The organism is Kitasatospora sp. NPDC048715, assembly GCF_043198905.1.
Taxonomy (GTDB): Bacteria; Actinomycetota; Actinomycetes; order Streptomycetales; family Streptomycetaceae; genus Kitasatospora; species Kitasatospora lactacystinica.
In genome coordinates this window covers 263,653-279,124 of the sequence record NZ_JBICVH010000001.1, presented here as the reverse complement: position 1 = coordinate 279,124, position 15,472 = coordinate 263,653, and the positions used below count along the sequence as shown (strand labels likewise).

The following is a 15,472-nucleotide window of genomic DNA, read 5'->3' as shown; positions in this document are numbered from 1 at the left end:
AACCGACGCAAGAACAGGAGGGGGGACAGGAATGCGCGTCACCCTGCTCACCGAGGGGACGTATCCGCACCAGCACGGCGGCGTGAGCGTCTGGTGCGACCAGCTCGTTCAAGGCATGCCGGACGTCGAGTTCGACGTCATCGCCGTCACCGGAACCGGGCACGAACCACTGGCCTGGGAGCTGCCCGCCAACGTGCGGTCGGTCACCACCGCACCGCTGTGGGGGCCGGCCTCGGAAGGCCGACCGCCCCGCGGCAAGGAGATGCGGCGCTTCCTCAACGCGTACGAGCGCTTCCTGCACTCCATCCTCGACCCGGTCTACACCACCCACTTCGGCACCGAGCTGTACAACTTCGCCGACCTCGCCCGGCACGGGCTGCTCAGCCCGGCGCTGCGCAGCGAGCGCGCGCTGCGCACCCTCCAGCACGTCTGGACCCGCGACTACCTGCCGACCGCCGTCTCCCGCCCCACCCTGCACGACGCCCTGAACGCCACCGACCTGCTGGAGCACGCCCTGCGGCCGCTCTCGGTCGAGCCGCCGAAGGAGGGCGTCGCGCACGCGGCCAGTGGCGGGCTCGCCACCCTGCCCGGGCTGATCGCCGCCCAGCAGTACGGCGTACCGTTTCTGCTCACCGAGCACGGCATCTACCTGCGCGAGCGCTACCTCGGCTACCGCACCGGCCCGTACCGCTGGCCGGTCAAGGCACTGCTGCTCGGCTTCTACCGGATGCTCGCCGAGGAGAGCTACCGGCAGGCCGCGCTGGTCACCCCCGGCAACCGGTACAACCGGCGCTGGGAGGAACGCGGCGGCACGCCGTCCTCGCACATCCGCACCGTCTACAACGGGGTGGACCCGGCCGCCTTCCCGCCGGCCGGTCCCGAGCCCGAGACGCCGACCCTCAGCTGGGCCGGCCGGGTCGACCCGATCAAGGACCTGGAGACGCTGATCCAGGCCTTCGCCATCGTGCAGCGCGAGATCCCCGAGGCGCGGCTGCGGCTCTTCGGCGGCACTCCCAAGGGCGGCGAGGCGTACCGGGACCGCTGCATAGCCCTGGCCGCCGAGCTCGGCATAGCCGAGTCGGTGGCCTTCGAGGGCCGCGTCGCCGACATCACCGACGCGTACGCGGCGGGCAACGTGGTCATGCTCTCCAGCATCAGCGAGGGCTTCCCGTTCACCCTGATCGAAGCGATGTCCTGCGGCCGCGCGACCGTCTCCACCGACGTCGGCGGCGTGCGCGAGGCCGTCGGCGACACCGGACTGGTCGTCCCGCCGCGCGAGCCCGAGCCGATGGCGGCCGCCGCGATCGAGCTGCTGCGCGACGCCGAACGGCGCGCCCGGCTCGGCGAGGGCGCCCGGCTGCGGGTGATCGAGCAGTTCACCCTCCGCCAGAACATCGACGGCTTCCGCGGGATCTACACCGAACTCCTGGGCACCGCCCGCTGGATGCCCGGCGGCATGGTCGCCGTCACCGACCAGGTCCCCAGCCCCGACTGGGACCAGCAGCTGGCCTCCGCCGCCCGCCCCGAGCCGAGCGAGGTCGGAGCGTGAACCGGCGCCCGGAGCACCCCCGGCCGGCGGCCGGGGGAGAGAGAACCGTCGAGAAGCGCGTGTCCCGCGAAGCGGCCGCCGAGCACAACGAGGTCGGAGCATGAGCGGTCCATTGCGACTCGTTCCGGACGAAGCCGGACCCGAGCACACCATGCAGCTGCGCACCCTGCCGCTCAAGCGCCGCCGCCCCGCCCAGCCGGAGCAGGAGCCGGAGCCCGAGGAGTCGCTCTACCTCTCCGCGGACCCGCTGGACGAACTCGCCGAGCGCCTGCGCGACGTCTGCGCCGACGCCGTCCACCCGTACGAGATCGCGGCCTTCCTGGAGTCCGACGGCCTCTCGGACGAGCAGGCCGCCCTGCTGTACGGCCGCCCCGACGCGTTCACCGTCGCCGAGGAGCTGTTCGAGAAGGTCCAGCGCCGCTACCCCGGCCCGAGCTCCGAGTTCGCCAACCCCTGGCGGGCCGATCCCTGGCGCTGCGTGGTGCGCGGCCTGGTGTTCGCCCTGCCGGGGCTCGGCTACCTGCTCGGCGCCAGCCTGTTCGCGACCACCCGGATGCGCTTCGGCCTGCCCTCGGGCATGCTCGCGCTGTCCGTCGCCACGCTGGTCAGCTGGGGCTTCAACCAGGCGCTGGCGCACCGCTCCTACCGCTGGCTGGGCCGGATGCGCCGCCGCGAGGCCGCGGTCTGCCTGGCCGTCGGCGCCCCGGTCGGCGCGCTGGTCGCGTCCGCCGCCGCGTACGTGGTCGGCGGGCCGCTCGGCGCGCTGTCCTTCGCCGCCGGACAGTCCTGCTACCTGGGCGCGGCCACCGTGCTGCTGGTGCTCGGGCGGGAGAAGTTCCTGCTGCTGGCGCTGGCCCCGGCCTCGGTCGGCGCGGGCGTGGTGCTGGCGGTGGACGTTCCGCAGCTGGTCCGTACGGTCGTGCTGCTCGCCTCGGTGGCGCTGGCGGTCGGACTGGCCGCCCGGGAGCTGCTGGTCTGCATCCGCGGCGGCGAGCGCGAGTCCGTGGAGCTGAGGCTGCCGGTCCGCCAGGAGGTCCCGCACCTGCTGTTCGGCCTGGCCTGCGGCGCGCTCACGCTGATCGCCGGCCTCGGCGGGACCATCCACCAGGCCGTGCAGTCCGGCGGCCACCCCGCGCAGGAGACCTCGACCACCCCGACCGGACCGGCCATGATCGCGCTGACGCTCAGCCTGGGCCTCGCCGAGTGGCTGCTCTTCCGCTACCGGGCACTGGCGGTCGCCGCACTGCGCACCAGCCACACCAGCGGCCAGTTCTCCCGCCGCACCGGCGCGATCCTGCTCGGCTGCCTGTTCATCTACCTCACCACCGTGGCCGCGCTGGACGCCGCCGCGACCGTGCTGTGGCCCGGCGCCCCCGCGCTCGGCGTGCCGCAGCTCGGCGCGATGCTGCTCCTCGGCGGCTCGCTCTGGCTGGCGCTGCTGCTGAACGCCTTCGGGTTCAGCTGGAGCACCGCCCTCGTCTGTCTGGCCGCCGCGGTCGCCGAGAGCGCCGGGCTGCTGACAGGTGCGGACCCGATCGTCCTGCAGCTGATCGGCTGCGGGGCGGCCGCCACCGTCCTCACCGCACTCGCCGGGCCCGCGCTCGGCCGCACCACCCAGCACCGCTGAACACATCGAATATCCCGCACGCCTCCATTCGCGTGCACCGCCGTACCCGTTTCACCTGAGACACCCACCGGGCCTGCGGCGGCCGGCCACCGCAGAGCGTCCGGCCGCCCCGGCAGATCGAGAAAGCGAAATCCGCATGAGCAGCGTCGCGGTTACCGGAGCCGAGGGCTTCATCGGCTCCCACCTCGTCGAGACCCTGGTCGCCGACGGGCACCACGTCCGCGCGATGGTCCAGTACAACTCCTTCTCGTCCTTCGGCTGGCTGGAGACCCTGTCCGAGGAGGTGCTGGACTCGGTCGAGATCGTCCTCGGCGACGTCCGGGACCCGGGCTCGGTCAACGGCCTGGTCAAGGGCACCGAGGCGGTCTACCACCTGGCCGCCCTGATCGCGATCCCGTACTCCTACCGCGCCCCCCACTCGTACGTCGACACCAACGTCACCGGCACCCTGAACGTGCTGGAGGCGGTGCGCCACCTGGAGATCCCCCGCCTGGTGCACACCTCCACCAGCGAGACCTACGGCACCGCGCAGACCGTGCCGATCACCGAGGACCACCCGATCAACACCCAGTCCCCGTACGCCGCCTCCAAGGCCGGCGGGGACCGGTTGGCCGACAGCTACCACGCCAGCTTCGAGACCCCGGTCGTCACCCTGCGCCCGTTCAACACCTTCGGCCCGCGCCAGTCGATGCGCGCCGTCATCCCGACCGTGATCGCCCAGGTCGCGGCCGGCCAGACCGAGATCACCCTCGGCGACCTGCGCCCGACCCGCGACTTCACGTTCGTCAAGGACACCGCCAACGCCTTCCGCACGGTGGGCACCGCGGCCGCCGAGTCGGTGGTCGGCCGGACCTTCAACGCCGGCACCGGCGGCGAGATCTCGGTCGGCGACCTGGTCACCCTGGTCGGCAAGCTGATGGGCGTGGAGCTGGTGGTGAAGGAGGACGAGCAGCGCATCCGTCCGACCAACTCCGAGGTCATGCGCCTGGTCGCGGACGCGTCGCGGCTGCGCGCGGCCACCGGCTGGGCCCCGCAGTTCAGCCTGGAGCAGGGCCTGGAGCAGACCATCGAGTTCTTCCGCGACCCGGCCAACCTGGCCCGCTACAAGACCGACATCTACAACGTCTGACCCGCCGTAACCGATCTTGCTCGTCCTGGTAACCAAGGTTCGTGTCCTGCACATCCTTTCCGTGGGGGAAACACCATGCACGCAGTGATCCTGGCCGGCGGTAAGGGCGTCCGTCTCCGCCCGTACACCACCGCGCTTCCCAAGCCGCTCGTTCCGATCGGCGACCAGCACGCGATCCTGGAGATCGTGATGCGCCAGCTCGCCGCCGCGGGCTTCCAGAGCGTCACCCTGGCCATCGGCCACCTCGGCCACATCATCCGCGCCTACGTCGGCAACGGCTCCCAGTGGGGCCTGCGGGTCGGCTACGCCGTCGAGGACAGCCCGCTCGGCACCATGGGCCCGCTGCTCACCATGCAGGACCGCCTGCCCGAGCACTTCCTGGTGATGAACGGCGACATCCTGACCGACCTGGACTTCGCCGGGGTGCTCAAGCACCACGAGGCGTCCGGCGCCCCGCTGACCATTGCCACCTATGCCCGCCAGGTCAAGATCGACTTCGGCGTGCTGACCGCCGACGAGGGCACCATCACCGGCTTCCAGGAGAAGCCCAGCATCGACTACCGCGTCTCGATGGGCGTGTACGGCGTCTCCCGCTCGGCGCTCGCCAAGTACACCCCCGGCCTGCCGCTGGGCTTCGACGAGCTGGTGCTGGACCTGCTGGCCGCCGGGACCCCGCCGTCCGCGTACGAGTTCGGCGGCTACTGGCTGGACATCGGCCGGCCCGACGACTACGACCGGGCCAACGCCGAGTTCTCGACCATCCGCCCGGTCCTGATGCCCTTCGAGTCGACCGCCACCACGCCGAGCGTCGCGGAACTGCCGATCCCGGCCGCCCGCACCGCCCCGGACGACGAGCACGCCGAGCCCGCCACCGCGGGCGCCGAGAGCGACGGACGGGCCGCGTGAGAATTCTGCTCCTCGGCGGCGACGGCTTCCTCGGCCGTCACGCCACCGCCGTCCTGCGGTCACTGCCCGGTGCCACCGTGCTGACCGCGGGGCGGCGGCCCGCCCACGATCTCCGGCTGGACCTGGCCACCGCCCAGGCCGGCCCGCTCGGCGAGGAACTGTCCGCGCTGGCCCCCGACGCGGTGGTCAACTTCGCCGGCGCGGTGGCCGGCAGCGCGGTCAAGCTCGCCGAGGTGAACGCCCGCGGCCCGGCGGTGCTCTGCGAGGCGCTCTCCCTCGGCGCCCCGAAGGCCCGCCTGGTCCACATCGGTTCGGCCGGCGAGTACGGCGTCTGCGGGCAGGGCGAGTCCCTGACCGAGGACGCCGACGCGCGCCCGGTCGGCGTGTACGGCGCGACCAAGCTGGCCGGCTCCCTCGCGGTGGCCGGCTCGCCGCTGGACGCCGTGGTGCTGCGGGTGTTCAACCCGGTCGGCCCGGGCGCCCCGGCGGGCTCGCTGCCCGGCCGGCTGGCCGCCGAGCTGCGCCGGGTGGCGCCCGAGGGCGCCGACGGCGTGATCACGGTCGGCGACCTCTCCGCCTACCGCGACTTCGTCGACGCCCGGGACGTGGCCGGGGCGGTCGGCCTGGCCGTCACCGCCGGACGTCCGCTGCCCCGGGTGCTCAACCTGGCCTCCGGCCGGGCCCGGCAGGTCCGGGCGATCGCCGACGGGCTGGTCGCCGCGGCCGGCTTCACCGGCCGGATCGACGAGAGCGGGGCGGGCTCCGAACGCTCGGCCGCGGTCTCCTGGCAGCAGGCCGACGTGTCGGCCGCCGCCCGGGAACTCGGCTGGCGCCCGGAGACGGACCTCGCCGACACCCTGCGCGACCTGTGGCTCGGCACCGCCGGGCCCACGCCCGACCCGGTGGTCGCATGACCACCGGGCAGACCCCCGACGGCCGCCTGCTGGTGCCGCTGTACGTCCACCCCGCGGTGGACCCGGCTGCCTGGCAGGCGGTCGCCGCCGCCGACCCCGCCCGGATCGCCGCCGTCGTGCTCAACCTCGCCGACGGTCCGGGCGAGGTCCCGGACCACGTCTTCGCCGAGGCGGCCGACCGACTGCGCGCCGCCGGCCTGCCGCTGGTCGGCTACACCGACACCGACTACGGCCGCCGCCCGCACGCGGCCGTGGTGGCCGACATCCTGACGTACCGTCAGCGCCACGGCATCACCGGCGTCTACTTCGACCAGGTCACCACCCACCCGGGCGCGCTCGCGCACTACCGGCGGCTGGCCACGGCCGCCCGCGCGGCCGGCTGCGGCACCGTGGTGTTCGGCCACGGCGAGCACCCGGACCCGGGCTACGCCGAGGTCGGCCTGGCCGACCTGCTGGTGACCTTCGAGGGCGACTGGGACGCCTACCGCGACATGACGCTGCCGCTGTGGACCGGCCGGCACGCGGCCTCCCGCTTCTGCCACCTGGTCTACGACGTCCCCACCGAGAACGCCCAGGACGCCGCCGCCCTGATCGCCGCCCGGCGAGCCGGCGTCGGCTGCGCCGTACCGGGGGCCGGGGAGAACCCCTGGCGCACCCTGCCGTACGGCCTGAACGCCGCTGAACTGACCTGACCCGATCCGGAGTTCGACTACCGTGAACCGTCGCAACCGGCTGCTTCCGGCCACCCTGGCCCTCGCCACCGCCACCGCCCTGCTGGTCAGCTCGTGCAGCAGCTCGGGATCGGAGGACGACCAGGACTCGGCCGACGGCACCCCGAGCAACTCCCCCGCGGCCACCGCGCCGAGCACCCCCGGCACCCCCGGCACCCCCGACGCGGCCACCACCGCCCCGGACACCCCGGCCCCCGGGCCCACCACCCCGAGTCCCGGCGCGCCGGCCCCGGGAACGCCCGCCGGCAGCCCGCCGCCCGGGACCCCTCCGGGCACCGGCACCCCGCCGGGCAACCCGGCACCGCCGCCGGCCGGCGCCCGCTGGCAGCCCACCCCCGGCCTGGCCTGGCAGTGGCAACTCGGCGGCGCCGTCGACCAGTCGGTGGACGTCCCGGTCTACGACATCGACGGCTTCGAGAACGACGCCTCGGTGGTGGCCGCGCTGCACGCCAAGGGCCGCAAGGTGATCTGCTACATCAACGCCGGCTCCTGGGAGAACTTCCGCCCCGACTCCGCCGCCTTCGCCAAGTCCCTCCAGGGCTCGGACACCGGCTGGAAGGGCGAGAAGTGGTTCGACATCCGCAAGCTCGACCAGCTGAGGCCGCTGATGGCCGCCCGCTTCGACATGTGCCGGAGCAAGGGCTTCGACGCCATCGAGCCGGACACCATCGAGGCCTACAACCAGAACAGCGGCTTCCCGCTGACCGCCGACGACCAGCTCAAGTACAACCGGATGCTGGCGCAGCTCGCCCACGAACGCGGCCTGGCCATCGGCCTGAAGAACGACCTGGACCAGATCCCGGCACTGCTCGCGGACTTCGACTTCGCGGTCAACGAGGAGTGCTCGCAGTTCGACGAGTGCGACCGTGTCGCCCCCTTCGTCAAGGCGGGCAAGGCGGTCTTCCACGTCGAGTACAAGCTCGACACGGACCGGTTCTGCGGCAAGGCCAAGTCGCTGGGGTTCAGCTCGATGCGCAAGAAGCTCGAACTGGACGCCTGGCGCAAGCCCTGCTGAGGAGCTCGGCTCCCGTCGCGCGGGTGACCCGGACGAGGGTCACCCGCGCGAGGGTCACTTGACCGCCAGCCAGATCACGCCGCCCAGGGCGACCAGCACGACGACGGCGATCAGCGCGATCACGCCGGTGCGGCTGCCGCTCTTGCTGCTGCCGTAGGTGGAAACGTTGCCCGGGGCCTGGGGCGCCGGGCTCTCGTCGACGAACGCCCGGAACATCTGGGTGCTGCCGGCGGGGTCGTAGTCGTTGTCAGCCATGGCACGGACTCTAACGAATCCGCCCACCTCGGGCACACCCCGGACCCCCGTCGCGCGGAACACACCACCCCCACGTGCGACAGCGGTACGACGGCTCCGTGAAGACCGCGCGGTTCACGGAATGCCCAGCCGCGCAATCCGGTTGACTTCTCCCATGACCGGAAACCACAGCCGGGTCCGCCTCGGCACCTCCGACCTGTCCGTCTTCCCGCTCTCCCTCGGCGGCAACGTCTTCGGATGGACGGCCGACGAACAGCAGTCCTTCGCCGTCCTGGACGCCTACGCGGCAGCCGGCGGCAACTTCGTCGACACCGCCGACGTCTACTCCGCCTGGGCCCCGGGCAACACCGGCGGCGAGTCCGAGACCGTCCTCGGCAACTGGCTGCGCAGCCGCGGCAACCGCGAGGACATCGTGATCGCCACCAAGGTCGGCATGCACGCCGAGCGCAGCGGCCTGGGCGCCGCCAACGTCAAGGCCGCGGCCGAGGACTCGCTGCGCCGCCTGGGGGTCGAGCGGATCGACCTCTACTACACCCACCGGGACGACGACACCCCGGTCGAGGAGTTCGTCACCGCGCTGGACGAGCTGGTCCGCGAGGGCAAGGTCCGGGCGGTCGCCGCCTCCAACATCTCCGCCGAGCGGCTCACCGAGTCGCTGGCCTTCGCCGAGCGCGAGGGCCTGGCGAAGTACGTCGCCGTCCAGCCGCACTACAACCTGGTCTCGCGCGGCACCTTCGAGGGCCCGCTGGCCGACGTGGTCGCCGAGCACGGTCTGGCCACCGTCCCGTACTACGCGCTGGCCTCCGGTTTCCTGACCGGCAAGTACCGTCCCGGGGTCGACGGCGTGGAGAGCGCCCGCGCCGAGGGCGCCGCCCGCTACCTGGCCGAGCCGCGCGGCCCCAAGGTGCTGGAGGCGCTGGACTCCGTCGCCGCGGAGCTGGAGGTGGAGCTCGCCTCCGTCGCCCTGGCCTGGCTCGCCGCCCGTCCGACGGTCGCCGCCCCGATCGCCAGCGCCCGCACCGTCGAGCAGCTCCCGCCGCTGCTGGCCGGCGCCACCCTGGAGCTCACCCCGGAGCAGACCGCCCTGCTGGACGCCGCCTCCGCCTGAGCCCGCCCGGCGCCACGGCTGCTCCGCCCCGCAGCCGCCCTGGACGCGGTCCGGGCCCCGACAGCGGCGCGCTGTCGGGGCCCGGACCGCGTTCGGGTTCCGCGGCTACGGCCGGCCGAAGTGGGTCGGGTAGTAGCCCGGGCTGAGGGTCGAGATCCGGACGGTCGTCCCCGGCCGGGGCGCCTCCACGAAGGTGCCGCCGCCCAGGTAGATCCCCACGTGGTGGATCCCCGAGGCCCGGCCGCTGTCGGACCAGAACACCAGGTCGCCGCGGCGCAGTTGCCCGGCGCTGATCGGCGTGGTCGCCGCGTACTGGTCGTCGGCCACCCGCGGCAGGCTGATCCCCGCGCGCCGGTAGGCCTGCTGGACCAGCCCCGAACAGTCGTAGCCGGACGGGCCGTTGCCGCCCCAGACGTACGGCTTGCCCAGTTGGGCGAGCGCGTAGTCGATGGCCGCCTCCATGCTTCCGGGGGCCGGCGAGGACTTGGCCGACGGACGGCTCGCGGGGGCCGCGGGCTGCGCGGGGGCCTGGGCCGAGCCGCCGGACTGCCTGGTGCGGCTCGTGTAGACGTCGTAGTGGCTGGTCCAACGCCACTCGCCGGAGCCGTTCTTGAACCAGTACTTCGACCCGTCCCAGCCCTGGCGCATCCCGGCGGAGGAGGCCGAACCGTTGGAGGCGGCCTGGGCGGTGGCGCCGGCCGAGCCGGCGGACTGCCCGGTGCGGCTCGTGTAGACGTCGTAGTGGCTGGTCCAACGCCACTCGCCGGAGCCGTTCTTGAACCAGTACTTGGACCCGTCCCAGCCCTGCTTCCCGGCCGCGGCGTGCGCGGATCCGGCGCCGGCCGTCAGGCCGACGACGCCGGCGCCCGCCAGCACGGTGGTGGCCAGACAGGTGCTCCGCACGGCCCGGTGTATTCGGCTGCCGCCGGCCGCCGCCGCGGAGCGGGCGGTGCGCGGCCGGACGACGCAGTTCGGGCAGCCGCAGCCCGCGATCGCGGGGATGCTGCCGAGTCGCTCCTCGAAGCCGATCAGACCGGGATCACCGTCGGGGCCGCCTGAGCCGATGGTGACGGCGGGTTCGGCGTACGCGCCGGTGGCTATCCTCATGCGGGTCGTCCTTCCTTCCGCCCGGCGCGGGCGGCCGGGGACGGTACCGAGGCGGCCACTCCGGCCGGGGCGACGAAGGCGACCAGCAGCTGTTCCATCAGCGCGCTGCGGGCGGCCTCGTCCAGTTCGTGCGCGGTCGCCCGCTCCAGACGGCGGACGGCGAGCGCCGCCGCCTCCACCGCGTCGTCCACCAGCACCGTGCGCAGGCCCGCGTCCAGGTCGGCCAGCCGGCGCCGGCGCATCGACTCGGCCACCTCGGGCGCGTACTCCAGGGCCAGCGGCTGCACCGAGTAGACCTCCAGGCCGGCCGGGGCGGCCTCGGCCGCCAGCGCCCTGGTCATCTCGTCGGCGAACCACTGCCCGTCGCGCAGCGCGGGTCCGGGGGCCGCGTTGCTGTCGCAGGGCAGGGTGGACGCAGTGCGGGTGAGCACCGCCTGGACCTGCTCGCGCAGGTAGCTCTCGTGGTCCTCGATCGCCAGCAGCGCCCGCGCGGTGTCCTTGACCCGCCAGACGATCAGCAGCCGGACCACGATCGGCGTGCCGGTGCGGTCCACCACCTTGACCGGCTCGCTGCGCCAGTGCCGCAGCCGCACGTCCACCCGACGACGGCGCAGCAGCGGGTTGACCCAGACCAGGCCGGCCCGGCGGACAGTGCCCCGGTAGCGGCCCCAGCGGGTCAGCACCCGGGTCTCGCCGCCCGCGTTGGCCAGCAGTCCGGCGAGCGCGAGCACCACCAGCAGGCCGGCCGCGGCCGCCGCGGCGATCCACTGCGCGTCCACCTCCACCCGGCCGCTCTCCCGTGCGGCGGTGCCGCGCAGGTCGGGCAGCGCGTCCCAGTACGGGATGACGCCGGTGCGCAGCAGCACGAACAGCACACCGGCCACGCCGATCAGCACGGCCAGCAGGGCGATCCAGCCGGGCAGCGCGGCGGCGCGGTGCTCGCGCAGCGCCTGGTCGGCGCGCGGCGGGCGCCGGGAGGTGGTGGTGGTCTGGGTTCCGGCCGCCGTGGCGTCCAGCAGCTCGACGGTCTCGGGGGCGGCCGTCTCCAGCGGGTCGCGCCGGTCCGCCGGGCCGGCGTGCGCGGGGCTCGGGACGACGGCCAGCGGGGTGGTCGCCGGCCCGCTGTCGGCCGGGCCGTCCGACGTGACGGTCCTGATGGCCGTGGTTCTGGCCAGCGGGCTGGAGCCGAAGGCGGAACGTTCCGGCACTGCCGGCGGAAGCACCTTGGGCAGATTGTCGGGTCGCTGCGAAGAATCGCGGGTGACGTCCATGCACGGATCCTCTGGGTCGGTGTGTCGCGCAACGGGCGGCCCGGATCTGACGGGCAGTGCCAGGGTCAGGCTAAGTTCATACGTCATCAAATGCGACATTTGAACCGAGGTGTGTCGACATTTACTGACGAATCATCCAAAGCCGACCTGACGCGCAGGCACATGAGCGGATGGTCGGGACAGTTCGGCGCCGATCAGCGCCGAGGAGCACCGGCCCTGCGGGCGAACACCCGACGGGTGATCAGCCCCAGACCGGTGAGCACCAGCAGGACTCCGGCGAGCCAACCGCGCCGGCCGGCCTCCCCGGGCCGTCCGGACGCGCCCTGCGACGGCTCCGCCGGAGGAGCCGCCAACGGCCGGGCCGCAGATCGGATGGACTCGGCGGGTTCGGCGGGTTCGGCGGGTTCGGCGACGGCCCCGGCCGAGTCGGCAGCTCCGGCGGTTCCGGCGGCCGCTCCGGCGGTCCCGGCCGGCGAGGGCGCGGACTGCACCGCGGCGACAGCGGCCGGCAAGGCGCCGACACCGTCGGCCGGGGCCGGAGCCGGAGCCGGAGCCGGGGAGACGGTCGCGGTGGTCGAGGGGATCGGGGCGACGAGCCCGGTGGACGCGACGGACGCGGTGGCCACGGTGGCCGGCGCCGGGGCCGAAGCGTCCGGACGCGACTTCGGTGCCACCGACGACGCCACCACCGGACCCGCCGTCACCGGCCGGGCTCCCGCCGACGGAACCACGATCGGCAACGCCGCGGGCACCTCCGAAGGCACCGCCGCGACCGACGGACTAGGCGAGGCCACCGCCGAACCCTGAGCGCTCGGGCCCGACCCGGCGAGGTTCGACGGCACCGCCGACGCACCGGACGCCACCGGGCCCGGCGACGGCGACCCGGGTGCCGCAGGGCTGGCCGCCGGACCGGACGCCGACACCGTCGTCGCTGCCGTCGTCGGACTGGGCCGGGCCGAGGCCGAGGCCGACCTGGTCGGGCTCCCGGCCACCGGGCTCGACACCTCCGCGGCCGGAGCCGAAGCCGTCGGACCGACTGCCGTCGAACCCTGTGCCGTCGGACTCGGCGACACCGAACCCGACACCGCGGGGCTCGACGCCACCGGACCCGACGCCGCCGGGCTCGACGCCACCGGACCCGACGCCGCCGGGCTCGACGCCGCCGGACCGGGCACCGCGCCCGCAGCGGCGACCCGTACCGGCACCGGCTCCGCCGCGACCTCGTTGCCCGCCCGGTCGGTCGCCGTGACGAGCAGCCACTGGTCCCCGTCCGTCAGGTCCCGGTTGGCCGTGCAGCTCCAGCTCCCGTCGAACGCCGCCGTGGCCCCGCAGAGCACCGTCCGCCGTTCCGTCTCCGAGGACGCCCCGGGCCGCACCGTGACCAGCACGTTCCCTCCCGGCTCCGCCCGGCCGGCCAGCTTCGGCCGGCTGACCCGCACGGTCTCCCCCGGGGCCGGGGAGGTGAGCACCGGCCGCTGCGGCAGGCCGGTGTCGACGACCAGCTCCACCGGCGGCCCGGCCGTCCGGTTCCCCGCCGCGTCGACCGCGACCGGGGTGAGCAGGTGCTTCCCGTCCGTCAGGTTCTCGACTGGCAGGCAGGACCACCGGCCGTCCGCCGGCACCCCCGTGATGCACAGGTCGTCGCCCGAGCCCCGTTCGACGACCGAGACGGTGCTGCCCGCCTCGCCGGTGCCGGTGAGCCGGAGCCCCGGGTCGTTGGTGTACGCGGGGACGGTGAGCACGGGGGCGCCCGGCGGCACGCTCTTCACGCTGACCCCGACCGGCTCGCCGCGCAGCACCACACCGCCGGTGGTGGTCTCCACCGGGGTGAGGGCGTGCGGACCGGGTGCCAGCCCGGTGTCGGGGCGGCAGGACCAGTCGCCGCCGCGCAGGACCTTGGCCTTGCAGAGCGCGGTGTCGCCCTCGACGACCTCCACCGTGGCACCGGACACCGCGCCCCCGCCGCCGATCCGCGGGCGGGCGTCGGCGAGCACGGCCCCGTCGACCGGCTCGGCGATCTCCGGCCGGGCGGCGCCGACGGTCAGCTCGATCCGCTGGTCGGTTACCTGTCCGGAGTCGGCGAACCCACCGGAGGAGACGAGCTGGCCGCCGTCGCGCCCGATCCGCAGCCGGGCCCAGGTCCCGCCGGAGGCCGCACCGGCCGGGACGGTCCACTCCAGGGTGGCGGTGTCGGCGCCCGGCGGGACCTCGGTCTGCACCCGCTCCGCGGGGTCGAACCGGCCGGTGCGGTCGAAGTCGATCCAGCCGGCCAGGGTCGCGGGCTGGTCGCCGACCGCGACCGGGACGGTGAGCCGGTAGTAGTGGCCGATCGCGGCATCGGCGGGGAAGGCGATCGCCGGGTCGGCGCCCTGGTACTCGCCGCGGCCGGGCTGGAGACCGGCCCGGGGGCCGTCGAACGGGCTGCGCGGGGCCGCCCCGTGGTCGGGCCGGACCAGCGGCCCGCTGCCCGGGTCCTTGGCGGAACGGCTGCCGGCGGTGCGCGCCGGACCGGCCGCGTCGGCGCCCAGGAAGAGGTCGGTGACCACGTGCGAGGCGTTGCCGTAGTCCTGCGGGGCGGTGCCGAGGCCCTCGTCGACCGTGACGGTGTAGGCCTGGTGCAGGACGGGCGGGGCGGTGGTGCTGCCGGCCCGGGCGACGGAGCGCTGCTCGACCCGGAACACCGCGGTGCGGACCGTGCCGGCCAGTTCCAGCGAGCCCTCGGCCGCCGAACCGGGTTCGCCGTCGGACGCCCCGTCCGGGCTCGCGGGGGCGAGGACGTTGCCCTCGACCGTCCAGCCGGGCCAGTCCGTGCGGTCGACCAGGGCGGGGGCGGCCGGCGAGCCTCCGGTCACGGTCAGCCGGGTTGCCGTGCTGGTGCTGCCGGAATTCCCGGTGGCGAGCGCGGCCAGGCCGCTGAGGTGCAGCCGGGGATTGCGGACCGGGCGGGAGAAATCCAGCCGGAGCGTTCCCACGGTGCGCCAGGAGCCGTCCGCCTGCGGACGGTCGGGGGCGAGGTCGAAGGTCTGCGCGGGATCTCCCGGCCGCATTCCGTCGGCATAGCGGGCGGCGGGGAGACCGGCGGCGGAGCGGTCCGCCAGTTCGCCCGGTGCGGCGGTGACGCCGGTGCCCGGGGCGGCGTCGAGATCGAACCGGACCGAAAGTCCGGAGGGCAGCACCGCCCGGTGCTCGGCGGACCAGGTGTCGGGGGACTGGCGGGCCACCGAGAGCGGGGCGTTCCACGTGGTCAGCAGCCCGGTCGCGAGGACGGCCAGGGCGGCAGCCGTAAGGGAAAACTGTCGGCTCATCCGGCTCTCCTTCGCGGTGGGCTGCCGGGCTGGCGGGCAGGCGGGCAGGCTGCACAAGATCCGACGAAAAGGAATCACGGCCCTGGGCCGGGCATACGGCGACACCTGTGCTTTTGGCCGTGTCCCACCCGATCGGCGGTCATTCGGGCGGCAGGACGGGATGTACCCGAAACAGCTGCATTTCATCCATTAGGCGGCAATCGGCACCACTCGAACGGCCGCAAGAACGGGAACTCCGGACCCATCCGGGGGACACCGGTCCCCGGGACGGAACCATCCACCGAAAGGCTCTGTTCGAATCAGTGGCCCGGCGCGCCGGGGAACGGGAGAAGCCCCCGGCCGGTGGCCGGGGGCTTCTCGATGGTGCGCTCAGCAGGATTCGAACCTGCAACCTCTTGATCCGTAGTCAAGTGCTCTATCCGTTGAGCTATGAGCGCAAGGAACGGGCGAACCCGATCTTGCGAAGGTTGGTGCGCTCAGCAGGATTCGAACCTGCAACCTCTTGATCCGTAGTCAAGTGCTCTATCCGTTGAGCTATGAGCGCTCGCCCTGGTG

General features: G+C 74.0%; 11 protein-coding genes, 2 tRNA genes and 1 pseudogene. 8 read left to right on the top strand and 6 right to left on the bottom strand.

Going from position 1 to position 15,472, the window contains the following annotated elements; genetic code table 11:
- The first annotated feature begins 31 nt into the window (after positions 1 to 31).
- The 7 genes and pseudogenes from pelF to ACGFSC_RS01280 all read left to right on the top strand — a co-directional run bounded on the left by pelF (position 32) and on the right by ACGFSC_RS01280 (position 7,871).
- A complete protein-coding gene (gene pelF, locus ACGFSC_RS01310; RefSeq protein ID WP_359913943.1) occupies positions 32 to 1,549 on the top strand; it encodes a GT4 family glycosyltransferase PelF in 1,518 nt (505 codons plus the stop codon).
- 100 nt (positions 1,550 to 1,649) lie between these two features.
- Positions 1,650 to 3,176, top strand: a complete 1,527-nt coding sequence (locus ACGFSC_RS01305) for a hypothetical protein (RefSeq protein ID WP_359913940.1) — start codon at positions 1,650 to 1,652, stop codon at positions 3,174 to 3,176.
- A gap of 136 nt (positions 3,177 to 3,312) precedes the next feature.
- Positions 3,313 to 4,305 (top strand): SDR family NAD(P)-dependent oxidoreductase, encoded by a 993-nt coding sequence (locus ACGFSC_RS01300; RefSeq protein ID WP_359913937.1) that lies wholly within the window; start codon positions 3,313 to 3,315, stop codon positions 4,303 to 4,305.
- A gap of 75 nt (positions 4,306 to 4,380) precedes the next feature.
- Positions 4,381 to 5,082, top strand: a pseudogene (locus ACGFSC_RS01295) (NDP-sugar synthase); the annotation flags it as partial.
- Between the two features lie 125 nt (positions 5,083 to 5,207).
- Positions 5,208 to 6,125: an NAD(P)-dependent oxidoreductase gene (locus ACGFSC_RS01290; RefSeq protein ID WP_359913934.1), complete on the top strand. Its 918-nt coding sequence runs from the start codon at positions 5,208 to 5,210 to the stop codon at positions 6,123 to 6,125.
- Entirely contained in the window at positions 6,122 to 6,817 is a 696-nt protein-coding gene (locus tag ACGFSC_RS01285; protein WP_359913931.1) for a spherulation-specific family 4 protein, read from the top strand. Before ACGFSC_RS01290 ends, ACGFSC_RS01285 begins: the two co-directional genes overlap by 4 nt.
- 22 nt (positions 6,818 to 6,839) lie before the next feature.
- Positions 6,840 to 7,871 carry an endo alpha-1,4 polygalactosaminidase gene (locus ACGFSC_RS01280; RefSeq protein WP_359913928.1) on the top strand — a complete coding sequence of 344 codons (1,032 nt, stop codon included), beginning with the start codon at positions 6,840 to 6,842 and terminating at the stop codon, positions 7,869 to 7,871.
- Positions 7,872 to 7,925: 54 nt separating this feature from the next.
- On the opposite strand, the gene ACGFSC_RS01275 is transcribed toward ACGFSC_RS01280, so the two are convergent.
- The gene (locus tag ACGFSC_RS01275; RefSeq protein WP_359913925.1) at positions 7,926 to 8,126 is read right to left on the bottom strand and encodes a hypothetical protein; all 201 of its coding nucleotides are present in this window, start codon (positions 8,124 to 8,126) and stop codon (positions 7,926 to 7,928) included.
- A gap of 154 nt (positions 8,127 to 8,280) precedes the next feature.
- Between ACGFSC_RS01275 and ACGFSC_RS01270 the strand changes: the two genes are divergently transcribed.
- The gene (locus ACGFSC_RS01270; RefSeq protein ID WP_359913922.1) at positions 8,281 to 9,234 is read left to right on the top strand and encodes an aldo/keto reductase; all 954 of its coding nucleotides are present in this window, start codon (positions 8,281 to 8,283) and stop codon (positions 9,232 to 9,234) included.
- A 105-nt stretch (positions 9,235 to 9,339) separates the two neighbouring features.
- Here the strand turns inward: ACGFSC_RS01270 and ACGFSC_RS01265 are convergent, their stop codons facing one another.
- The 5 genes from ACGFSC_RS01265 to ACGFSC_RS01245 form a co-directional block, all read right to left on the bottom strand.
- Positions 9,340 to 10,341, bottom strand: a complete 1,002-nt coding sequence (locus tag ACGFSC_RS01265) for a C40 family peptidase (RefSeq protein WP_359897809.1) — start codon at positions 10,339 to 10,341, stop codon at positions 9,340 to 9,342.
- Positions 10,338 to 11,612 (bottom strand): SPFH domain-containing protein, encoded by a 1,275-nt coding sequence (locus ACGFSC_RS01260; protein WP_392862099.1) that lies wholly within the window; start codon positions 11,610 to 11,612, stop codon positions 10,338 to 10,340. Before ACGFSC_RS01260 ends, ACGFSC_RS01265 begins: the two co-directional genes overlap by 4 nt.
- Before the next feature lie 194 nt (positions 11,613 to 11,806).
- Positions 11,807 to 14,917 carry an Ig-like domain-containing protein gene (locus ACGFSC_RS01255; protein WP_359897806.1) on the bottom strand — a complete coding sequence of 1,037 codons (3,111 nt, stop codon included), beginning with the start codon at positions 14,915 to 14,917 and terminating at the stop codon, positions 11,807 to 11,809.
- 361 nt (positions 14,918 to 15,278) lie between these two features.
- Positions 15,279 to 15,354: transfer RNA gene (locus ACGFSC_RS01250), tRNA-Arg, on the bottom strand.
- A 31-nt stretch (positions 15,355 to 15,385) separates the two neighbouring features.
- A tRNA-Arg gene (locus ACGFSC_RS01245) sits at positions 15,386 to 15,461 on the bottom strand.
- Positions 15,462 to 15,472: the final 11 nt, after the last annotated feature.